This window comes from Streptosporangium sp. CA-135522, from assembly GCF_050949235.1.
Classification (GTDB): Bacteria; Actinomycetota; Actinomycetes; order Streptosporangiales; family Streptosporangiaceae; genus Streptosporangium.
The window spans coordinates 1,391,379-1,413,047 of the sequence record NZ_CP192026.1 but is presented as its reverse complement, the minus strand read 5'-3'; the positions used below and the strand labels follow the sequence as shown (position 1 = coordinate 1,413,047).

Here is a 21,669-nt window from a genome sequence, read left to right as displayed (position 1 = left end):
AATCGAAGCGCTTCGATTACGAAAGCGCGGGACGGCCGTCCGCCCCCGAGCGGCGGACGGAGTCACTTGATCGCGCCCACGGTCACCCCGCGGGTCAGGGTCCGCTGGAAGATCAGGAAGAAGGCGACGGCCGGAAGGATGCCCAGCAGCGCCGAGGCGCTCGACATCGTGGCGTCCATCATCTTGTCCCCCTGCAGCACGCCCAGCGCCACGGGCACGGTCTGGTTCTCGTTGGAGATCAGGAAGACGAGCGGCAGGAAGAACTCGTTCCAGGTCCAGATGAAGAAGAAGATCAGCAGAACCGACAGCGTGGGACGGCTGACCGGGACCACGATCTGCCACAGCGCCCGCCATCTGCCCGCCCCGTCGATGGCCGAGGCCTCCAGGATCTCGTGCGGGAACCGGCCGAGCACCGAGGAGAGCAGGTAGGTCCCGAAGGCGCTCTGGATCACCGTGAAGATGATGATCACCCCGAGCCGGCTGTCGTAGAGGCCGACCTGCTTGGACAGGTAGTACAGCGGGTAGACCAGCGCCTCCTGCGGCAGCGTGTTGGCCACCAGGAACACCACCAGGATCCACATCCGGCCGCGGACCCGGCCGACGCCGAGCGCGTAGGCGTTGAGCACCGACAGCACCACCGCGAGCACGGCCACCGAACCGCTGATCAGCAGGCTGTTCCACAGCTTGCCGCCGAAGTGGACCCGGTTCCAGAACTCGACGATCCCGTCGAGATAGAGGCCGCCCGGCAGGCTCAGCGGGCCGCCCGAGGAGTAGTCCGCCGGGGACTTGACCGCGTTGAGCGTCACGATGGCGAACGGCACCAGCATCACGACGGCCAGCACGACCAGCGAGACCAGGACCGAGTATTTCCGGATCATGATTCCCTGTCCTGAATCCGCAGGAAGAAGGCCGTCACCATGATGATCACGAGGGTCAGCACGGTGGCGATCGCCGAGCCGTACCCGACGTTGGCCTTCTCGAAGAAGTTCTGGTAGCTGAAGTACGACGGCACGAGTGTGGACCCGCCGGGGCCGCCCCGGGTCAGGACGAAGATGGGCCCGAAGACCTTCAGCGCGGCGATCGTGCAGGTCAGCAGGACCACGTATATCTCCGGCCGGATCTGGGGGATCGTGATGTGCCAGAACCGCCGCCACCACGACGCCCCGTCCATCTCGGCCGCCTCGTACAGGGCGGGATCGACCCGCTGCAGCCCCGCCATGAAGATGACGACCGGGTAGCCGACCTGGAACCACACCATGATCACCATCACGCTCGGCAGTGCCCAGGCCGGATCGCCGAGCCAGTTCCTCGGCTCCATGCCCAGCAGCCCCAGCAGTTCGTTGAGCGCGCCGAACCGGGGATGCATGATCCACCCCCAGACGATCCCGGCGACCGCGACCGGCAGCACCTGCGGCAGGTAGTACGCCGCCCGCAGCGCGCTGGCCGTACGGGGACCGAACTTCTTGCCCACGTAGTCGAACAGGGTCGCCGACAGGACCAGGCCGATGATCGTCGGGACGACCGCCATCGCGACGATCAGCGCGACGTTGTTGCGGAAGGACGCCCAGAACCGCTCGTCGGCCAGCAGCCGCGCGTAGTTGTCCAGCCCGATCCATTTCGGGTCCCCGATCCCCTGCCACCGGGTGAACCCGATCCCGACGTTCATCAGGAACGGCACGACGATGACCGCCGTGAAGAGCACGGCGCTCGGCAGGAGGAACACCCCGTACCCGCCGTTGCGAGACCTCTTCATGCGATTCACGCGAGGACCTCTCTGTGTGCGTACGGCCCGCGCCGGGACGCGGGCCGCAGAAGGAGGGTGGGGTCAGTTGCCGATGTCGGCGAGGTTGTCGTTGTACGGCCCGGCGAGCTCGTCCAGGACCTGTCCGGGCGCCTTGGTGCCGTTGGTCAGGTTCTGCACGCCTGCGACCAGCACGTCGTAGTAGCCGGGTGCCGGCCAGTCGGGGTAGAACGCCAGCCCGTCGGAGGTCGAGAGCTTGTTGAAGTTCTCGATGAGCTCCTTGCTCTTCGGGTCGGTGATCGCCGCCGGGTCGGCCGCCACCGGGACGCCGCCGGAGTTGCCGAGCAGGTTCTGGATGTCCTTCTTCATCGTGATGTCGATGAAGTCGTAGGCGAGATCCTTGTTCTTCGCGTTCTCCGGAACGACCCAGAGGTTTCCGCTGGATCCGGCGCTCATCGTGTTGCCCGGCCAGAGGAACGAGCCCCACTCGAAGTCCTTGATGTCGGTGGCGAACCGGCCGTACCACCAGCTGCCCGACACCAGGATCGGATACTTGCCGCCGATGAAGGACACGCCCATGTCCTCGGCCTTGATCCCGGCCGAGTCCTTGCTGATGTAGCCCTTCTTGACCCAGTCGGCGAAGGTGTCGGCCGCGTAGGCGAACTCCGGCCCCTTGAAGTCGACCTTGCCCTTGTAGAGCTGGAAGGCGTCCACCCACGGGCGCTGGGCCTTGCTCAGCGCGAGCTGGTAGAAGATCTGCTGCGCCGGATACTCGGCGCCGCCGACGGAGATGGGGGTGATCCCGGCCTTGGCGAACTTGTCGAGCGCCGCGGTGAACTCGTCGTAGGTGGTGGGCACCTCGATGCCCTGCTTCTTGAAGGCGGCCTTGTTGTAGTAGACCATCACGTACTCGGCGTAGTTCGGGATGCCGAACCACTTGCCGGCGCCCATCACGCCGCGTTCGTCATATCTCGCGGTGGTCTGGAGTGAGGGACTGAGCAGCTTGTCCCAGCCGCGCTTGGCCGCCTCCGCCGACAGGTCGGTCAGCAGCCCCTGCTTGGACAGCAGCCCGGCGGTGGCGTTGCCCTTGTTGTACTCCATCACGTCGGGGGCCTCGTCGGAGTTGAGGATCATGCTCGCGGACTGGCGGATCTGCTCGAACGCCTTCTCCTCGAACTTGACCGTCACTCCCGGATGCGACGCCTGGAACTGCTTGACCGCCTCGGCCCAGGCCTTGCCCATCGCGCCGTCGGCGCTCTCGTAGTGCCAGAGTTTCAGGACGCGGGGACCTTCGGCCGCGGGCTTGCCGGTGGCCTGTCCGGCGTCGCCGCAGGCCGCCAGGGCCACGAGCATGGCCGCCACGGCCACACCTGTTCTCACCTTGAACATGCTTGTCTCCTAGATGGTGGTGATGACGATCGGGACGCTGGCTCCCAGCAGCTCGACGCCCGCGATCCGCGCGCTCCCCGACACGGTCACGTGCAGCCCGTCCTCGCCCGGGACTGCGGTGACCGTGGTGTCTCCGTCGAGGTCGGAGAGGGTGGTACGGCTCTCGCCCACGCCGTGACCGATCAGTGTGATCTCCCCGAACGGCCGGTCCCCCACGGTCTCCCCGGGCTCGGCCAGGACCGGGATGAGCGCGCCGTGCCGTACGAACAGGGGGATGCGCTCCAGCGGCACGGAGACCGTGATGTGGCGACCGCCCGCCAGCACCTCTCCCGTCCAGTGGTCCATCCACTCGCCGGCGGGCAGGTAGACCTTCCTGACGCCCTCCGGTGAGGTCATCGGGGCCACCAGCAGGTCGCGGCCGAGGAGATACTCCAGGTCGGCCTGCCAGGCCACCGGGTCGTCGGGATAGTCCACGCACAGGGCCCGCATCATCGGCGCCCCGGTCCGCGCGGCCTCCACGGCCGCCGAGTAGAGGTAGGGCATGAGCCGGTAGCGCAGCTTCAGCGCCTCGACGGCCTCGGTCTCGACCAGGGGAAACTCCCAGGGCTCCCGGCTGGTGGTGCCATGCAGGCGCACCAGCGGGGACAGCGCGCCGAACTGGGTCCAGCGGACGTACAGGTCGTCGGTGGGACGGCCGGTGAAGCCGCCCGCGTCGTGGCTCCAGAACGGGATGCCGGACAGCCCGTGCGCCAGCCCGCCGCGCAGCGTGCTGCCCATCGCCGGGTAGCTGGTGTGGCTGTCGCCGCTCCACTGCGCCGAGTGGCGCTGCCCGCCGAGGAACGACGAGCGCGCCCAGACCATCCCGTGCCCGGCGACCTCCCTGGTCACCTCGGAGACGGCGTCGTTGAACAGCAGCGTGTAGACGTTGTGCAGGTCGGTGCCGGTCATCCCGTTGGCCGCGACCGCGTCGTGCGGCACGCCCTCGGCGAAGTCGGTCTTGAACACCTGCACGCCCTGCTCCAGCAGCGGTCGCAGCAGCCCCTGGAACCACTCCACGGCGGCGGGGTCGGTGAAGTCGACGATGCCGCAGGGCGGGTAGGACCCGTGCCAGCAGTCGGCCACGTAGACCTCACCATCTGCCTTTTTCAGGAAATATCCCTTCGCCGCCGCCTCCGGAAATGCGGGGCTTAGGTGGGAAATATACGGGTTCATCCATAGACATACCTTGAAGCCCATATTGTCCAGATCGGCCAGCATCCCCTCGGGATCGGGGAAGTTGGCCTCGTCCCAGCGCAGGTCGGACCAGTGCCCGTCGGTCTGCCAGTAGGTGTCCAGGTGCAGCACGTCACATGGAATCCCGCGCTCCCGGATCTTCCGCGCCCGGGCCATCACCCGTTCCTGGGTGTCGACGAAGAACCCCGAGGAGATCCAGGTGCCGAAGGCCCACTTGGGCGGCAGCGACGGGCGGCAGGTCAGCCGGTCGAACCGGTCGAGCACCTGCGGCGGGGTGGGGCCGGCGATCACGTAGTAGTCGATCAGGTCGTCGGGGACGACGATCTGCACGCAGCCGTGCGTGGACTGGCAGACGTCGAACTCCACCGGCGTGCCGCTGTCGACCAGCACGCCGTACCCCCGGCTGGACAGGTAGAACGGCACGTTCTTGTAGGCCCGCTGGGACTCGGCGCCGAACGCGTCGAAGTTCCACATGACCGGCCGCTGGCCGCGCTTGTCCAGCGGGGTGAACGACTCGCCGAACCCGGTGAACGCCTCGTCCGCGGGAGCGGCGAAGCTCTCGTGGTAGCCGGCCACGGCGCCGCCCGAGCTGGAACGGCCGAACGGCAGCGTGCGCAGGCGGCCGCTGATGTCGGTGTGGCCCCGGTCCTGCTCCAGCAGGGTCGCCCCCGCCGCGTCGGTGAACCGCAGGTGCCAGGGCGCCAGGGTGATCTCCGCGCGGAGCGAGCCCGCGTCGAGCACGATCACCCCGTCGCCCGGCTCCACCCGCGCTCCGGCGAACTCGCCCGGCGTGACCATGGAGATCGCGGCGGCCGACCGGGTTCGCGCGTCCGCGTCCTGGCCGAGCCGTACGCGGATCACCCCCTCGCCCGCCACGGTCACCTGGGCCACGAGGGTCTCCCCGGCCGTGGTCACGGCCTTCAACGTCACTCCGGACGCCTCGGCCGCCACCAGCTCGGCCGAGGTCAGCACCGACAGGCCGTCCTCGCCGCGCGGGCGGACGGGCAGCTCCGGCGGATCGGCGACGAAGTACTCATGCGCGATCAGAGGGGGACGGTAGGGCATGGGGGCTCCAGCGCTTCAGGCTTCCAGTGCGGAATTAGTTTTACGTCCAAACCAACAAACGTCAACGCCCGGATTGTCCGGCCAGGCTCCCGCCCCGCCGGCCGGACGCCCTCGCCTCCCCCGGCACGGCCGTTGCCGGCGCCCGTTCCAGGCCTCCGATCGCCGCCCTTGAGACGAATCCGGTTCCATGGATAATTAGTTTAGGTACCATCCGAACAAAGGAGCAGGGGTGGACTGGCCGGGAGGGCTCGACGGATTGTGCTACGGCGGGGACTACAACCCCGAGCAGTGGCCGGAGGAGATCTGGCGGAAAGACGTCGAGCTGATGCGGCGGGCCAGGGTCAACCTGGTCACCGTCGGGGTGTTCTCCTGGGCGCGACCGGCTGTTCGTGATCAACCACGGCGACCGGGAGCACGAGGGCTCCGGTGATCTGCGGCTCACCCCCGGAAGTTACGCTGTACGAAAGATGCAAGTGAGTGTCTAGCGAGGTGAAATGATCAACTGACACGATCGGGCTGCTTTCCGAGGAGGCTCTCGTGCGTCGTTTCGTTCCCCTGGCACTCACCGCCGCGATCTTCGCGCTGTCAGGGACCATGCTCCCGCCCGCTCAGGCCTCGGCCGGACCCTGCAGGCCCGGCCAGGGCGCCAACCTGCGCGGCAAGGATTTCACCAGGGGCGCCTCGCTGCCCTACAGCCTGCGCTGCGCCGACCTGACCAAGGCCAAGCTGAACGGCGTCGACCTGTCCGGCAAGGACATGACCGGCGCGGTCCTGCGCGGCGCCCATCTCAAGCAGGCCAACCTGACCCAGGCCACGCTGAAATACGCCGACCTGCGCGGAGCCGATCTCGCCGAGGCCGATCTCGGCCAGATGCACGCCGACCACGCCGACCTGCGCGAGGCGATCCTGATCGACGCCGAGGCCGGGCAGGCGCAGTTCCCGCACGCCGATCTGACCGGGGCGACGCTGACCCGGGCCGAGCTGACCCAGGTCGACTTCACCAATGCCAAGCTGATCGGCGCCGACCTCGACGAGAGCACGCCGGGGCAGATCAAGGCCCGCAAGGCCGACTTCACCCGGGCCAAGCTTCACGAGGCCAAGATGGGCCAGGCCAACCTGCGCAACGCGACGTTCAAGGACGCCGACCTGAGCGAGGCCGAGTTCACCCAGGCCGAGCTGGACGGCGCCGACTTCACCGGCGCGCTGGTCGAGGGGGCGTCCTTCATCCAGGCCGACGACGCCGACCTGACCGGCGCCAAGGGCACCCCGACGGGCATCAGCCTGCCGAACGTCCCTCCCCTCGACACCACCGACTCCACCGACTCCACCGATGACACCGGCCTTCCGCTGGGCGACGGCGTCGAGCCGTCGGCCGTCCGGACCGGCGCCCCGTCCGTCGGCCTGGTCATGGTCGTGATCAGCGCGGTGGGCCTGGCCCTCACCGTGGTGATCTGGGGAGTCAGCGCCCAGCGGCGGAGCAGGCGCAACGCCCGGTTCGCACTCATGCGGGGCGGCGCCGAGGAAGACGTCACCAGACTGGGTGAGGAGATCGACCAGCTCGACTACGAATTCCAGGTCAGCGGGCACGGCGGCGTCACCGGCGACCAGGACTGGCGGCACGCGCTCGACGCCTACGAGGCGGCCAAGCACGCTCTGACCGTGGCCAGGCGTGAGGAGGAGCTGGACTTCGTGGCGCGTGCCGTACAGGACGGCAGGAACGCCCTGGGACGGCTCCGGGTCAGATCCCGCTAGGGGTCATCGGCTGCATCAGGCGGCGGGCCGCCTCGGTGATGGAGCCGGACAGCGAGGGGTAGACCGCGAAGGTGTGGGCGAGCTGGTCCACGGTGAGCCGCTGCTGGACGGCCACCGAGACCGCCAGGATCAGCTCGGAGGCGCGGGGGGCCACCACGACGCCGCCCAAGATGATGCCGGTGTGCGGGCGGCAGAACAGCTTCACGAAGCCGTCGTTGAAGCCCTGCATCTTGGCACGGGCATTGGTGGCCAGCGGCAGCTTGACCACGTTGGCCTCGATCTCACCGGCCTCGATCGCCTTCTGGGCGACGCCCACGGCGGCGATCTCGGGGTCGGTGAAGATGTTGGAGGCGACGGTGGCCAGGCGGAGCGGCTGGACGGCCTCGCCGAGCGCGTGCCAGACCGCGATCCGGCCCTGCATGGCGGCGACCGAGGCGAGCATCAGCACTCCTGTGCAGTCACCGGCGGCGTAGACGCCGGGCGCGGAGGTGCGGGAGACCTTGTCCACCTGGATGAAGCCGCCCCGGTCGAGGGTGACCCCGGCCTCCTCCAGGCCGAGTCCGGCGGTGTTGGGGATCATGCCGACCGTCATCAGGCAGTGGCTGCCCTCGGCGGTTCTGCCGTCCTCCAGCGTGACGACCACGCCGTCGGCGGTGCGCTTGACGGACTCGGCCCGGGAACGGCCCATGACGTTCATTCCCCGGCGCCGGTAGACCTCCTCGAGGACCTCGGCGGCGTCGGCGTCCTCGTTGGGCATCATCCGGTCGCGCGAGGACACGAGCGTGACCTCCGAGCCCAGCGAGCGGTAGGCGCCCGCGAACTCCGCGCCGGTGACGCCGGAGCCGACCACGATGAGGTGCTCGGGCAGCTCCTCCAGGTCGTACATCTGACGCCAGGTCAGGATGCGCTCGCCGTCCGGCTCGGCGGCGGGCAGGATGCGCGGGGTCGCCCCGGTCGCCACGATGACGACGTCGGCCCGGATCGTCCGGTCTCCGGCCCTGACCACCTGCGGGTCGACCAGCCGCCCGGCGCCCCGGACCACCTCGACCCCCTCGGCGGCCAGCCGTGCGGCGATGTCGGCGGACTGCGCCTGGGCCAGCTCCTTGACGCGTTTGTTGACCAGCGGCATGTCGGCGATGACACCGCCGACGTCACCGTCGAGGCCGCCGGTGTAGTGCACGCCGAGCATGCTGGCGTCGAGCAACGCCTGCTTGCGCACGGAGGTGGCGATCAGCGTCTTGGACGGGACGCAGTCCGTCAGCACGCAGGCCCCGCCGGGACCGTCCTGTTCGACCACGGTGACCTGCGCCCCAAGTTGCGCGGCCACCAGGGCCGCCTCGTACCCGCCGGGCCCGCCACCGATGATCACGATCCTCGTCACGTACCCCATTCTCCCGCATCCCTGGACCAACCGTCTCTTGGGTCCCCCCTCCGAAGCACGTAAGCCACTGCGGGCGCGCGCCGAATCCAGAAGAAATCAACGGGACGCCGAGGCGGAGTGAGCGTAGGACCGATCTTCGATTACTGTTGGATGCCGTGCCTGTCTACGCCGCCTACGGCAGCAACATGGACCCGAAGCAGATGGCCCAGCGGGCCCCGCACTCTCCTATGCGGGGGTCGGGCTGGCTTGCGGGCTGGCGCCTGACGTTCGGCGGGAACGACCTCGGATGGGAGGGCGCGCTCGCCTCTATCGTCGAAGACCCCGACGAGCACGTCTTCGTGGTCCTCTACGACGTCCCCGAGTGGGACGAGACCTCTCTCGACCAGTGGGAGGGCGCGGCACGCGGCCTCTACCACAAGGTCAAGCTCCGGGTGCAGACCCTGGAGGGCGAGGTCGTGGCCTGGTTCTACGTGCTCGACGGCTACGAGGGCGGCCTGCCGTCCGCCCGCTACCTCGGCATCCTCGCCGAGGCGGCCGAGCGCGCCGGCGCCCCCGACGACTACGTCAAGGACCTGCGCAGCCGCCCCTGCAAGTCCCTCGGCACCTGACCGGGGCGCTCCGCCGGCGGGCCCGTGACGTCCGGGAGGGCGCCACGGTCATGTCGGCGTGCTCTCCGGCCCGATCGACCGAGAACGGCGAGTACGCTCTGCAACGTGAGCAATGACCCTTATGCACTCGCCATGGAAGCCGCGGCCGCGCTGAAGATCGCCGTAGGAGTCGAGTCCTTCGACGTCGCCCTGGTGATGGGTTCGGGCTGGGTCCCGGCCGCCGACGCGATCGGCGAGACGATCGCCGAGATCCCGGTGACCGACCTGCCCGGCTTCGCGCCGCCCGCCGTGGCCGGCCACGCGGGCAAGATCCGCGCGGTGCGCACCGGTTCGGGCAAGACCGCGTTGATCTTCCTGGGCCGCACCCACCTCTACGAGGGCCGTGGTGTGGACCCGGTCGTGCACGGGGTGCGAACCGCGATCCGGGCCGGCGTCGGCACGGTCGTGCTGACCAACGCCGCCGGAGGCCTGCGCCCGGAGACCCAGCAGGTCGGCGAGGCGGTGCTGATCAGTGACCACATCAACCTGACCGGCGCCAACCCGATCACCGGGGCCACCTTCGTCGACCTCACCGACGTCTACACCCCGCGCCTGCGCGAGCTGGTCCGCGAGGTGGAGCCGTCGATGGCCGAGGGCGTCTACGTGGCCTTCCGCGGCCCGACGTACGAGACCCCGGCAGAGGTCCGCATGTGCAGGATCCTCGGCGGCGACATGGTGGGCATGTCCACCGTGCTGGAGGCCGTCGCGGCCCGCGAGGGCGGCGCCGACGTGCTCGGCATCTCCCTGGTCACCAACCCGGGCGCCGGGCTGGTGGGCGAGCCGCTGAACCACCAGGAGGTGCTGGAGGTCGGCCGCGCCACCGCCGCGCGCATGGGCGGCCTGCTGGCCAGGGTCGTCGACAAGCTGTAGGAAGGCCCGCGATCCAAGGTCGCCGGCAAACGTGGCAAGACCCGCGATCGGCACGGCGGGCCGCGGGAACGACCGGTGACCGGCCCGCTGAGCGGACGGGCCGTCACCCGGGAGCGAGGGGTGACGATGAGCAGCGATCTTGTACGGCTTGCCCGGTCCTGGCTGGCTCAGGACCCGGACCCGGAGACCCGGGCAGAGCTCACCGCGCTGCTGGACGGCGGTGACGAGCACGCGCTGCGCGAGCGGTTCGGAACCAGGCTGGAGTTCGGCACCGCCGGTCTGCGGGGAGAGCTGGGCGCGGGCCCCAACCGGATGAACCGGGTCACCGTCATGCGCGCCGCCGCCGGTCTCGCCCGGGTCCTCGGTCCGGGCCGGCATGTCGTGATCGGTTACGACGCCCGGCACAAATCCGACGTCTTCGCCCACGACACCGCCGCCGTGCTGACCGGCGCGGGGCTGCGCGCCTCCGTCCTTCCCCTGCCGCTGCCCACCCCGGTGCTGGCCTTCGCCGTCCGGCACCTGGGCGCCGACGCGGGCGTGACCGTCACCGCCAGCCACAACCCGCCACGGGACAACGGCTACAAGGTCTACTGGAACGACGGCTCCCAGATCGTGCCACCGGTCGACTCGGAGATCTCCGCGGCCATCGACGCCGTGGGCCCGGTCTCCGACCTGCCGCTCGGCTCTCCCGGCGATCCCGCCTGGATCACGCTGGGCGACGACGTCGTGGCCGCCTATCTGGAGGCGGTGACCGCGCTTCCGCTCGGCGACGCCCGTGACCTGCGAGTGGCCTACACCCCCATGCACGGCGTGGGCGGCGCGACGCTGACCGCCGCCTTCCGGTCCGCGGGCTTCGGCGCCCCGGCGACCGTCGAGGCTCAGGCCGCGCCCGACCCGGACTTCCCGACCGTCTCCTTCCCCAACCCGGAGGAGCCCGGCGCGATGGACCTGGCGCTGGAGCTCGCCCGGAGTGTCAACGCGGACATCGTGCTGGCCAACGATCCCGACGCCGACCGCTGCGCGGTGGGTGTCCCCTTGCCGGACGGCGGCTACCGGATGCTGACCGGCGACGAGGTGGGCGCCCTCCTCGGCGAACACGTGATCAGGCAGACCTCCGGCGACGGGCGGCTGGTGGCCACCACCATCGTCTCGTCCTCACTGCTCGGCAAGATCGCCTCCACCTACGGCGTGCGTCATGCCGAGACCCTCACCGGTTTCAAGTGGATCATGAAGGCCGGAGACGGGCTGGTCTTCGGCTACGAGGAGGCCCTGGGCTACAGCGTCGGCTCCGGCGCGGGCCTGCCCGTCCACGACAAGGACGGTATCGGCGCGGCGCTGACCGTCGCCGGGCTGGCCGCCCGGGCCAAGCTCGACGGCCGCACCCTGCTCGACCTCCTCGACGACCAGGCCCGCCGCTACGGCCTGCACGCCACGTCCCAGCTCTCCGTCCGGGTGGCGGACCTGTCCCTGATCGCCGGCGCGATGGCCCGTCTGCGCGCCGACCCGCCGGTGGAGCTCGGCGGCCGCAAGGTCGAGTCCGCCGAGGACCTGAGCGAGGGCAGCGCGGACTCCACCGGTCTGCCGCCCACCGACGGCCTGCGCTATCGCCTGTCCGGCGGCGCCCGCGTCGTCGTCCGCCCGTCGGGCACCGAGCCCAAGCTCAAGTGCTATCTGGAGGTCGTCGCGCCGGTCACGGGCGAGGTCGCCGAGGCTCGGGAGCGGGCCGCGCAGGACCTCGACGCCCTGAAAGCCGACCTCTCGGTCGCCCTCGGCCTCTAGTCCCCACCGGAGTCCCGGCGGGGACGGCTCTCACGCTCCGCCGTTCCCGCCGACGGCGAGCCCGCGGACGGCGCGAACCCACGGACGGCGCGAACCCACGGACGGCGCGAACCCACGGCGGTGACCGGGATCATGCTGGCTCAGCGTGCCGGACGGCCATGGCGAACATCGATCGCTCTCGACCGGCCGGGCAGATCAGCTGCAGGCCGGTGGGAAGCCCGCCGACCGTTCCCGCCGGGATGCTCAGCGCGGGCAGGCCCAGGAGGTTCCACGGACTGGTCAGGCCCAGGAGCGCGGCGCGGACCGCGACCGGTCGCCCGTCGATGTCGATCGTCCGCGTCCCGAGCGCGGGGGCGACGACGGGCACGGTCGGCATGGCGAGCACGTCGAATCGGTCGAACAGCTCCGACACCTCTTCGGCGATCCGCTCCCGCTCGGCCAGCGCGCGCACGTGCTGCCATCCCGCCGTCCGGCCGGCCTGACGCAGTCGCTCGAGCACCTCTGGATCGAAGAGATGGGGTTGCCGCGCGACCCTCTCCGCGTGCACCGCGTAGACCTCGCTGTCCTGGATCGCGGCGAACGCCCGCGCGGCGGCCGCGGCGTCGGGGAAGTCGATCTCCTCGTCCACGTCACCGCCCAGGGACTCCAGGGCGCCCCGCACGATCTCCTCGACCGTCCCGTCCGTCTCGACCAGCGAGCGCGGGCGCACCCATCCGACGCGGGGCGGAGGGCCGGCGGGCGGATCCCCGGCCACCGGCAGGCCGGCGAGGACGTGGTAGGCGACCCGGCAGTCATCGGCCGTGCCGGCGAGCACCCCCACGTGGTCGAGCGAACGGGCCAGCGGGAACACCCCGTCGGCCGAGATCACGCCGTATGCCGGTTTGAACCCGGCGACTCCGCACAGCGCGGCCGGTATCCGGATGGAACCCCCGGTGTCGGTGCCCAGCGCGAGCGGCACCATGCCCGCGGCGACCGCGGCCGCGCTGCCCCCGCTGGAACCACCGGACATCCGGCCGGGATCGGACGGGTTGCGCGACGGGCCGCCGGCCGAGCGGTCCCCCGTCGGCCCATAGGCGAACTGATGGGTGGTGGTCTTGCCGACGACGATCGCACCCGCCCGGCGAAGCGAGGCGACGCATTCGGCGTCCCGGGTCGGCACCCGATCGGCGAAGTGCTCCGTGCCCACCCGGGCGGGGAGCCCGGCCACGTCGATGTTGTCCTTCACCGCCACCGGTATCCCGTGCAGCGGTCCCCGGTCGACGCCGGCGGCGAGTTCGGCGTCCGCGCACCGGGCGGCGGCGAGCGCGCCCGCGTGGTCCACCGTGACGAAGGCGCCCAGGCGCTCGTCGAGCTCCCCGATGGCCGCGAGTGCCCGCTCGGTCGCGTCGACCGAGGTGAGCACGCCCCCGCGCAGCATCCGGCCCAGATCTGCCAGGGTGTGTCCGGCGAAGAACCCCCGGGCCCGGCCGGTGACGCCGGCCTGCGACTCGCGCTGGATACCGGCCTGCGGCTCGCGCTGGACAACGGGATCGCGGACGGGACTCACCGGCCGCGAGGCGGCCGTCTCTTCGATCCGGTGGCTGTGGTCTTCGGTCATCGGTGCCTCTTCTCCGCCGTGCCCGCAGGTCGGAGCGCAGATCTGGGGCGTGGCCCAAACGTTTGGGCAACATGACGGCAATCACGCAAACGTTTGGGTTAATGGTCTGGGTATCATGCGACGATGGGACGCCTCCCGTCAAGGTTCGAGGCGCGCCCCTGCGAGAAAGGCGGAGACGTCGTGGCCGGCAAGGCGAGACCGACGACGCTGCAGTCGATCGCGGACCGGCTGGGGCTGCACGTCTCCACCGTGTCCCGCGTGCTCAACGGCTCGACCGGCGACGGCGGCCGTGCGGCGTCGAGCCGGACGGCCCAGCGGATCCGCGAGCTGGCCCACGACCTCGGCTACCGGCCCAACCCGTACGCCACGAGCCTGCGGACACAGCGGAGCAACCTCATCGGCGTGCTGGTCCCCCGGCTTTCCGACCCCGTGCTGGCCTTCATCTACGAGGGCGTCGAGGACGCCGCGACCGACCACGGGCTGTCCACGTTCGTGACGAACACCCAGGACGACGCGCGCATCCAGGAGGCGCGCACGAACATGGCGCTCGACCGGCGAGTGGACGGGCTGATCTTCGCGGACGGACGCGAGGACACCGGCCTGCTCGATCGCATCTCCGCCCAGGAGATCCCCTTCGTGCTGGTCAACCGCCATGTGGGTGACCACCCCGCGATCACCTGCGACAACCGTCTGGGCGGACGGCTGGTGGCCGAACACTTCCTCGAAAGGGGATACGAGAACGTGGCCGTGATCGCCGGCCCTTCATACGCCAGCACCGCCGTCGACCGGACGGCCGGCTTCACCGCCCGCTACGAGGAGGCCGGCATCACCATCCCGGAGAGCATGGTGGTGGAGTCGGCGTTCGACACCGCGGGAGGCAGGCGGGCGGCCGAGAGGATCCTGCGCGGCCGGACCGCCCCCATCGCGATATTCGCCGTCAACGACTTCGCCGCCATCGGCGCCGCCGGGTGCGCCCGCGACCACGGCTTGATGGTCGGCACGGACATCGCGATCGCGGGCTTCAACGACACGCCCCTCGCCCCCGAACTGCCCGTGCCGCTCACCTCGGTCCGCACGCCGGTGCACGAGATGGGGCGCGGCGCGGTCGAGATGCTCGTCCGCCTGCTCGCCGGGAACACGGCCGAGTCCAGGCTGCTGCCTCCCGCGCTCGTCATCCGGGAGTCGAGCCTGCTGGACTGACGGATCCGGCCGTCGGTGATCTTGGTCAGTTCGGCTCCGGTTCACGCCCCGGCCATCTGACCTTGATCTTGTCGCCGTAAAGACTCTGTAGATCTTGATCGTTCCGATCTCGATCAAGGAGAGACATGAAGAACCAACGCCGCACCATCGCGACCCTCTTCGCCACGGGTGCCACCCTGGCCGCCGCCTTCACCGCCACCGCGGCCCCCGCCCACGCGGCCGGCGGCTGCAACGGCTCGACCGTCCGGGCCTGCATCAGCGTGAACGGCAGCGGCAACGTGGTCGCCGACGGCTACCTGAACGGCATCCCGTCCGGGTGCTCCCGCGTGTCCATCGCCCTGACCGACAGGAACCTGGGCACCATCAGGAGCACGAGCGTCAGCTGCCACACCGGCTGGCTGGGCGCCCAGGCCGACTGGTACGACAGCAGCCAGAAGTACTACAGCCGGATCCGGGTCTGGAACAGCGGCGGCAGCATCATCGCCGAGTCCATCAGCCCGGTCCAGTGAGCACCCGGCACCGGGTGAGCATCTGACCCGACCGCCCCGCGGCCGTTGTCGCCGATGGGAGAGCCGGCTCTCCCATCGGCCCTTCGGCCACCGGAGCCCCGCCGGCCCGGTCAGGAGACGACGACCGCCGCGACCACCAGGACGAGCGCGGCCAGCAGGGCGCCCAGAGCGCTCGGAGCCCAGGTGACCTTCATCGGCCCGGACCCTGCGGCCGTCCGCCTGGCGGCCTCGGCGCGCTCGGTGATCTGCTCGGCCACCCAGTCGGCGTGGGTCTTGCCCGCCAGCGCCTCGGCCGCGGCCTGCTCCCCTCTGGAGCGCACCGGCTCGGTCCGGTAGCGGCCACCGGTGCTCGCCGGGTTCGCCCGCCGTACGGCCGCCGCCCGTTCGCGAGCGGAGGTCTGCGGCGTCCAGCAGCGGACGCCGCCGTCACCAGAGGTGATCTTGATCGCGTGGGAGACCGTGACCTCGTCCACCTTCTCCCACGGCACGAAGGTGTTCCTGAGCGGGTTGCGGACCAGCACGCCGTCCTCGGCCAGCACCACCGCCGGGCGCAGGCAGGCGATGAAGACCAGCGCGGTCAGCACCCCCAGCACCGCCGCGGCGACCAGCGAGGACGGCCCGCTGTAGCGGAGGATCAGGTCCACCGCGTTGCCCGCGGCGAACGCCATCCAGATCCAGCCGAGAACCAGCGCGACCCTCGACCGGAACACCTGCTTCATCCAGCTCACTCCACTCGTACGGTCCCGCTCACGCCTGCCACTTGAGCCGCGCGAACCCGGGCTTGATGACGCCGTTGATGAGCGCCAGGCGCTCGTCGAACGGCAGGAACGCCGACTTCATGGCGTTGATCGTGAACCACTGCATGTCGTCCCAGCCGTAGCCGAACGCCTCCGACAGCTTGGCGAACTCCTCCGAGACGGAGGTTCCGCTCATCAGCCGGTTGTCGGTGTTGACCGTGACCCGGAAGTTCAGCCGGCGAAGCAGCCCGATCGGGTGCTCGGCGATGGAGGTCGCGGCGCCGGTCTGCAGGTTGGAGGTCGGGCACATCTCCAGCGGAATCCGCTTGTCGCGGACATAGGCCGCGAGGCGGCCGAGCTTGGCCTCGCCGTCACCGGACACCGTGATGTCGTCGATGATCCGGACGCCGTGACCGAGCCGGTCGGCACCGCACCACTGGATCGCCTGCCAGATCGACGGCAGGCCGAAGGCCTCGCCGGCGTGGATGGTGAAGTGGGCGTTCTCCCGCTGGAGGTATTCGAAGGCGTCGAGGTGGCGGGTGGGAGGGTAGCCCGCCTCGGCTCCGGCGATGTCGAAGCCCACCACGCCGACGTCGCGGTAGCGGATCGCGAGCTCGGCGATCTCCATGGACCTGGCCTGATGACGCATCGCCGTGAGCAGCGTGCCGACCCGGATGCCGCGTCCTTCGGAGCCGGCCCCGAACCCCTCCTGCACGGCCTCGATCACCTCTTCGAGGCTCAGGCCCCCGGAGGTGTGCTGCTCGGGCGCGTAGCGCACCTCGGCGTAGACCACGCCGTCGGCCGCCAGATCCTCGGCGCACTCGGCGGCGACCCGGACCAGCGCCTCGCGCGTCTGCATGACGCCGACCGTGTGGTCGAAGGTTTCCAGATAACGCTCCAGCGAGCCGGAGTCGGAGGCCTCCCGGAACCAGGCCCGCAGGCCGTCCACGTCGGTCGTGGGCAGCCTGTCGTAGCCCGACCGGTGGGCCAGTTCGATGATGGTCTCCGGCCGCAGGCCACCGTCAAGGTGATCGTGGAGCAACACCTTCGGAGCCCGGCGGATCTCCTCAAGAGTGGGTAGCTGACTCATTTCATCACCTTACCGTCGGACGCCCGGACCGCCGGGCGCCTGACCGGTGATCTGCGAACGCGCGTGGCCGCGTTCCGGCCCCGGGACATCCGGCACGGCCGCACGCCGCGCCGTGAGCGACGGCCCGGCGCAGGCCGATGACCCCGAGGGCCGACGAGGCGAGGACCGTACGGCCCCGCGGCCACCGTGGTCACTCCTCGCGGTTGGCGGTCTCCGGTGAGAAGGCGGGCAGGCAGACCGCGACGTATTCGGCGCCCTCGGGGCCGCAGCTGTAGCGGATCTTCTCACCGGGCTCGCTGACGAAGGCCTGCCCGGCGCCGACCTCGGTCGTGCCCTCCTCGTGCTCCACGATGACCGTGCCCTTGAGGACCAGCGTGTACTCGCCGAACTCCGGCGTCTGGGCCGGCTCGTCCCACCCTGCCGGAGCCTTCATGTGCGCGATCGAGATCCCGCTGTCACCGCTGTTGACCCTGCCGACGTATTCGTCGATCGTCTTGCCGCCCGGAACCGGGATCCGCGTGGCGCTGTCGATTTTGCGTACCATCGGGCCAGTCTGTCATCGGCTTCCGTGGGCGACGTCGACGACCAGTCTGTTGGGGCTCCTGTGCTCCGTCACCCGGAAGGCCGCCTTGTGGTCGAGGACGATGCCGACCCCCACCACGGCCTCGAAGTCGCCGGTCTTGACCACGTTCTGCACGTTTCCCAGCTCGGCCTGGAAGATCGGACCTCCCGTCCAGGTCGGGTCGCCCGACTGGCTGTGCGCGCTGGCGGGGGTCATCGTCACCTGAAGATAGGCTCCGCCCTTGACGTCGATCGGATCACCCGATCCCTCCTGTACGAGCTCGGACACCCACCGCACGGTGTAGCTCGGCAGGTCTCCCTTGAGATCGATCACCACGCGGTCGAATCCCCCGTGCTCGGCGAAACGGACCCCTGTGACGGTCGGCGGGTTGCCGGTGGCCCGCTTGACGTCGACCTCCTTGGTGCTCGTCGGAGGCTTCAGGCTCGCCCGCGGGGAGGCGGTGGACGGCGGGGTCGACGAGTTCGGAACGGACGGCGCGGACGTGTGGGCGGCCGGAGCCGAGGACGCGGTGTCCGGCGGCGCGGTGGAGCCGCCGCATCCGGCGGCGAACAGGACGAGCGGGACGAGCGGGACGAGAGCGAGGGCGACGCGGGTGCGCTTCATGATGGGCCTCCTGGCTCGTTAGATGCCCCGGACCCGGAAGATGTTCACCCCACGGGCGCGATCCGCACTGTCCGAATGGTGACAGGACACCGGCGCCGGAGCCGGAGCGCGCGCCGCAGCCGCCCCGGTGAACGACGAGGCCGCCGCCGGGATCGGAGGATCCCGGCGGCGGCCGGCTCACGCGCCGCACGGGGGCGGGGTTCGTCCCGTACGGCGCGCGAGTGTCTTCAGACGGTTTCCAGCACCTTCTCGTCCTCGACGGCGACGGCCGGGCGGGGACGGCGGCGGAGACCGGTGAGGGCGATCACCAGGCCGACCACGCCGAGGATGACGGAGACCGTGATCGCGGCGCGGAAGCCGTTGATCGGGTCGGCGCTCGTGTTGGAGGTGAGCACCGCCGTCACGATGGCCAGCATGACCGCGCCGCCGACCTGCCCGGAGGTGTTGAGCAGGCCGGAGGCCAGCCCCTGCTCGTCGTCGGAGACGCCGTTGGTGGCCTGGATGTTCAGCGACGGGAAGGACAGGGCGAAGGCGATGCCCAGCAGGATCATGCCGGGGATGATGAGCGTGGCCAGGCTGGGGTCGTCGTTCAGCCGCAGGAAGAAGGCGTATCCGGCGGCCAGCGCGGCCGAGCCGATCACGATGAGCCGGGCGGTGCCGAACCGGTCGGCCAGGTTGCCCATCTTGGTGGACGTCACGGCCACCAGCAGCCCGGCGGGCAGGAACGCCAGGGCGGTCTCCAGTGCCGACCAGTGCAGGAAGTTCTGGAAGTACTGCATGGCCACGAACTGGAAGCCGACGTAGGAGCCGAACAGGATCACCAGGCCGAGGTTGGCCCGGACGATCGGGCCGGACCGCAGGATGCCGAGCCGTACCAGCGGGTGCTTGACCTTCTGCTCGGCCACCACGAACACCGCCAGCAGCACCGCGGCGGCCGCCAGGGTGGCGATGGTGCGGACCGAGCCCCAGCCGGCCGTGGGGGCCTCCACCACGGCGAACACCAGCAGCAGCATCGAGGCGGTGATGGTCGTCGCGCCGATGAGGTCGTAGCCGCCCTCGGCCCGCTCCTCGTGCTGCTTGGGCACGAACCTCAGCGCGGCGATCAGCGCGAGGATCGCGACGGGGACCGGCATCAGGAACGTCCAGCGCCAGCCGAGCTCGGTCAGGAGTCCGGAGATGATCAGGCCCAGGGAGAAGCCGCTGGCGCCGGAGGCGGTGAAGATGCTGAGGGCCCTGTTGCGAGCCGGGCCCTCGGCGAAGGTCGTGGTGATGATCGAAAGCGCGGCGGGAGCGGTGAAGGCGGCGCTGATTCCCTTGATGAAGCGCGCGGCGATCAGCAGCGTGCCGTCGTTGACCAGACCGCCGAGCAGTGAGGCCACGGCGAAGACCGCCAGCGCGACCAGGAAGACCCTGCGCCGCCCGAGCAGGTCGGCGGTGCGGCCACCGAGCAGGAGCAGGCCGCCGTATCCGAGCACGTAGCCGCTGACCACCCACTGCAGGGAGGAGGTGGACAGGCCGAGGTCGGCCTGGATGGACGGCAGGGCGACGCCCACCATCGAGATGTCGAGGGCATCGAGGAACACAACGGCGCAGAGCACGGTGAGCGCAGCCCAGAGGCGCGCATCCCAGCGCCCGCCATGGGAGGAGGGGATCATGTTGGCCAACAATACATGCAGACGCATCTAATGCAAATGAATTAAATTCGTGTGCATTAGATGTTCACGCATGGTAAGATCCGCGTCATGAGCGAGGAGTTCGCGGTTCGCGCTTGGCGTGAAGTGCTGGCCAAGCATGCGACGACCGCCTGCGTGCTGGAGCGTGAGCTCTCCGAGAAACACCGGCTCGGGATGAGCGAGTTCGAGGTCCTGGAGCGGATGGCCGAGGGCGGCCGGAAGACCTACCGGGTCCAGGAGGTGGCCGACGCGGTCCACCTGAGCCAGAGCGCGTGCTCGCGGGTGATCGCCCGCCTGGAGAAGTCCGGGCTGGTGTCCCGGGGGATGTGCGAGGACGACCGGCGGGGCGTCTCCGTCCTCCTCACCGAGGAGGGCCGCGCACGTCACGCGGCGGCGCTGTCCACCCATCGCGCCGTGCTGGCCGACATCTTCTCACCCGGGCAGCCCACCACCTACACCGCGTGCACGAACGCCGATCTGCCCGCGCTCCAGTCCTGACCGCCTCCCGGCCCGGTCGGGCGGGAGGCGGGGACGACGGTCAGGCGGTGATGCGGTCGACGACCAGCGGGAGCAGGTCCGGGTCGGCGCTCTCGCCGATCGCGTAGGCGCCGTCCAGCGCGGCGAGCGCCCGCTCGAAGCGGGACGTCTCGTCGGCGTGCAGGGTCATCAGCGGCTGCCCCTCGCGGACCGGGTCACCCGGCCTGGCGTGCAGCATGATGCCCGCGCCGAAGGACACCGGGTCCTCCTTGCGCTCCCGGCCCGCACCGAGCCGCCAGGCGGCCAGGCCCACGCCGTAGGCGTCGAGCCTGCTCAGCACGCCGGACGAGGACGCGACGATCTCCATGGTCTCGGCGGCCTTCGGCAGCGGGGCGTCCGGGTCGCCTCCCTGGGCGCTGATCATCCGACGCCAGACGTCCATCGCCGAGCCGTCCTTCAGCGCCCGCTCGGGATCCTTGCCCCCGGACAGTCCTGCGGCCTGCAGCATCTCGCGTGCCAGCCGTACGGTCAGCTCGACCACGTCGGCGGGGCCGCCGCCGGCGAGCACCTCGACCGACTCGGTGACCTCCAGCGCGTTGCCCACGGCCAGGCCCAGCGGCCGGTCCATGGCGGTGAGCAGCGCGACGGTCTCGACCCCGGCGTCGGTGCCCAGCTCGACCATGGTCGTGGCCAGTTCGCGGGCGTGATCGACGGTCTTCATGAAGGCGCCGGAGCCGACCTTGACGTCCAGCACCAGTGCGCCGGTGCCCTCCGCGATCTTCTTCGACATGATCGAGGAGGCGATCAGCGGGATCGACTCGACGGTGCCGGTGACGTCGCGCAGCGCGTAGAGCTTCTTGTCGGCCGGAGCCAGTCCGTCACCCGCCGCGCAGATGACCGCGCCGGCCTTGCCCAGCACGTCGAGCATCCCCTCGTTGGACAGGGAGGCCTGCCAGCCTGGGATGGACTCCAGCTTGTCCAGGGTGCCACCGGTGTGGCCGAGCCCCCGGCCGGACAGCTGGGGGACGTAGCCGCCGCACGCGGCGACCAGCGGGGCCAGCGGCAGCGTGATCTTGTCACCGACGCCGCCGGTGGAGTGCTTGTCGGTGGTCCGGCCGGGCAGCGCCGACCAGTCCATCCGGGCCCCGGAACGGATCATGGCCTGGGTCCACTCGGCGATCTCCCGCCGGGTCATGCCGTTGAGCAGGATCGCCATCGCGAGGGAGGACATCTGCTCGTCGGCGACGACGCCTCTGGTGTAGGCGTCGATCACCCAGTCGATCTGCTCGGTGGACAGCTCGCGGCCGTCCCGCTTGGTGACGATGACGTCGATCGCGTCCATG

General features: G+C 70.3%; 19 protein-coding genes and 1 pseudogene. 8 read left to right on the top strand and 12 right to left on the bottom strand.

Going from position 1 to position 21,669, the window contains the following annotated elements; genetic code table 11:
- Positions 1–62: 62 nt before the first annotated feature.
- The 4 genes from ACQPYK_RS06995 to ACQPYK_RS06980 form a co-directional block, all read right to left on the bottom strand.
- Positions 63–878 (bottom strand): carbohydrate ABC transporter permease, encoded by an 816-nt coding sequence (locus tag ACQPYK_RS06995; protein ID WP_433251994.1) that lies wholly within the window; start codon positions 876–878, stop codon positions 63–65.
- Complete coding sequence (locus ACQPYK_RS06990) at positions 875–1,753, bottom strand: carbohydrate ABC transporter permease (RefSeq protein WP_433251991.1); 879 nt, start codon at positions 1,751–1,753, stop codon at positions 875–877. Before ACQPYK_RS06990 ends, ACQPYK_RS06995 begins: the two co-directional genes overlap by 4 nt.
- Positions 1,754–1,825: 72 nt before the next feature.
- Positions 1,826–3,130, bottom strand: coding sequence for an ABC transporter substrate-binding protein (locus tag ACQPYK_RS06985; RefSeq protein ID WP_433251988.1), 1,305 nt, complete (start codon positions 3,128–3,130; stop codon positions 1,826–1,828).
- 9 nt (positions 3,131–3,139) lie between these two features.
- Complete coding sequence (locus ACQPYK_RS06980; RefSeq protein WP_433251985.1) at positions 3,140–5,428, bottom strand: TIM-barrel domain-containing protein; 2,289 nt, start codon at positions 5,426–5,428, stop codon at positions 3,140–3,142.
- Between the two features lie 229 nt (positions 5,429–5,657).
- Here ACQPYK_RS06980 and ACQPYK_RS06975 point away from each other — a divergent pair.
- Positions 5,658–5,804, top strand: a pseudogene (locus ACQPYK_RS06975) (beta-galactosidase); the annotation flags it as partial.
- Between the two features lie 161 nt (positions 5,805–5,965).
- Positions 5,966–7,180, top strand: coding sequence for a pentapeptide repeat-containing protein (locus ACQPYK_RS06970; protein ID WP_433251982.1), 1,215 nt, complete (start codon positions 5,966–5,968; stop codon positions 7,178–7,180).
- Here the strand turns inward: ACQPYK_RS06970 and ACQPYK_RS06965 are convergent.
- Positions 7,167–8,561, bottom strand: a complete 1,395-nt coding sequence (locus tag ACQPYK_RS06965) for an NAD(P)H-quinone dehydrogenase (RefSeq protein WP_433251979.1) — start codon at positions 8,559–8,561, stop codon at positions 7,167–7,169. The genes ACQPYK_RS06970 and ACQPYK_RS06965 overlap by 14 nt on opposite strands.
- Before the next feature lie 155 nt (positions 8,562–8,716).
- Here ACQPYK_RS06965 and ACQPYK_RS06960 point away from each other — a divergent pair, with 155 nt between their 5' ends.
- The 3 genes from ACQPYK_RS06960 to ACQPYK_RS06950 all read left to right on the top strand — a co-directional run bounded on the left by ACQPYK_RS06960 (position 8,717) and on the right by ACQPYK_RS06950 (position 11,857).
- The gene (locus ACQPYK_RS06960) at positions 8,717–9,169 is read left to right on the top strand and encodes a gamma-glutamylcyclotransferase (RefSeq protein ID WP_433251976.1); all 453 of its coding nucleotides are present in this window, start codon (positions 8,717–8,719) and stop codon (positions 9,167–9,169) included.
- 105 nt (positions 9,170–9,274) lie between these two features.
- Entirely contained in the window at positions 9,275–10,078 is an 804-nt protein-coding gene (locus tag ACQPYK_RS06955; RefSeq protein WP_433251973.1) for a purine-nucleoside phosphorylase, read from the top strand.
- A gap of 126 nt (positions 10,079–10,204) precedes the next feature.
- Positions 10,205–11,857, top strand: coding sequence for a phospho-sugar mutase (locus ACQPYK_RS06950; RefSeq protein ID WP_433251970.1), 1,653 nt, complete (start codon positions 10,205–10,207; stop codon positions 11,855–11,857).
- A gap of 130 nt (positions 11,858–11,987) precedes the next feature.
- Here the strand turns inward: ACQPYK_RS06950 and ACQPYK_RS06945 are convergent, their stop codons facing one another.
- A complete protein-coding gene (locus tag ACQPYK_RS06945; protein ID WP_433251967.1) occupies positions 11,988–13,454 on the bottom strand; it encodes an amidase in 1,467 nt (488 codons plus the stop codon).
- Between the two features lie 123 nt (positions 13,455–13,577).
- Here ACQPYK_RS06945 and ACQPYK_RS06940 point away from each other — a divergent pair, with 123 nt between their 5' ends.
- Both ACQPYK_RS06940 and ACQPYK_RS06935 read left to right on the top strand, forming a co-directional pair.
- The gene (locus tag ACQPYK_RS06940) at positions 13,578–14,654 is read left to right on the top strand and encodes a LacI family DNA-binding transcriptional regulator (protein ID WP_433251964.1); all 1,077 of its coding nucleotides are present in this window, start codon (positions 13,578–13,580) and stop codon (positions 14,652–14,654) included.
- Positions 14,655–14,779: 125 nt separating this feature from the next.
- The gene (locus tag ACQPYK_RS06935; protein WP_433251961.1) at positions 14,780–15,163 is read left to right on the top strand and encodes a hypothetical protein; all 384 of its coding nucleotides are present in this window, start codon (positions 14,780–14,782) and stop codon (positions 15,161–15,163) included.
- 110 nt (positions 15,164–15,273) lie between these two features.
- Here the strand turns inward: ACQPYK_RS06935 and ACQPYK_RS06930 are convergent, their stop codons facing one another.
- The 5 genes from ACQPYK_RS06930 to ACQPYK_RS06910 all read right to left on the bottom strand — a co-directional run bounded on the left by ACQPYK_RS06930 (position 15,274) and on the right by ACQPYK_RS06910 (position 19,858).
- Positions 15,274–15,882, bottom strand: coding sequence for a PH domain-containing protein (locus ACQPYK_RS06930; RefSeq protein ID WP_433251958.1), 609 nt, complete (start codon positions 15,880–15,882; stop codon positions 15,274–15,276).
- 28 nt (positions 15,883–15,910) lie between these two features.
- On the bottom strand, positions 15,911–16,990 hold the full coding sequence (locus ACQPYK_RS06925) for an adenosine deaminase (RefSeq protein WP_433251955.1): 1,080 nt from the start codon (positions 16,988–16,990) through the stop codon (positions 15,911–15,913).
- Between the two features lie 190 nt (positions 16,991–17,180).
- The gene (locus ACQPYK_RS06920; protein WP_433251952.1) at positions 17,181–17,534 is read right to left on the bottom strand and encodes a cupin domain-containing protein; all 354 of its coding nucleotides are present in this window, start codon (positions 17,532–17,534) and stop codon (positions 17,181–17,183) included.
- 12 nt (positions 17,535–17,546) lie between these two features.
- Positions 17,547–18,176: an AMIN-like domain-containing (lipo)protein gene (locus ACQPYK_RS06915; RefSeq protein ID WP_433251949.1), complete on the bottom strand. Its 630-nt coding sequence runs from the start codon at positions 18,174–18,176 to the stop codon at positions 17,547–17,549.
- A gap of 227 nt (positions 18,177–18,403) precedes the next feature.
- Positions 18,404–19,858, bottom strand: a complete 1,455-nt coding sequence (locus ACQPYK_RS06910; protein WP_433251946.1) for an MFS transporter — start codon at positions 19,856–19,858, stop codon at positions 18,404–18,406.
- 60 nt (positions 19,859–19,918) lie between these two features.
- Here ACQPYK_RS06910 and ACQPYK_RS06905 point away from each other — a divergent pair, with 60 nt between their 5' ends.
- Positions 19,919–20,347, top strand: a complete 429-nt coding sequence (locus ACQPYK_RS06905; RefSeq protein ID WP_433251943.1) for a MarR family winged helix-turn-helix transcriptional regulator — start codon at positions 19,919–19,921, stop codon at positions 20,345–20,347.
- Between the two features lie 40 nt (positions 20,348–20,387).
- On the opposite strand, the gene ACQPYK_RS06900 is transcribed toward ACQPYK_RS06905, so the two are convergent.
- Complete coding sequence (locus ACQPYK_RS06900) at positions 20,388–21,668, bottom strand: thymidine phosphorylase (protein ID WP_433251940.1); 1,281 nt, start codon at positions 21,666–21,668, stop codon at positions 20,388–20,390.
- Position 21,669 lies beyond the last annotated feature (1 nt).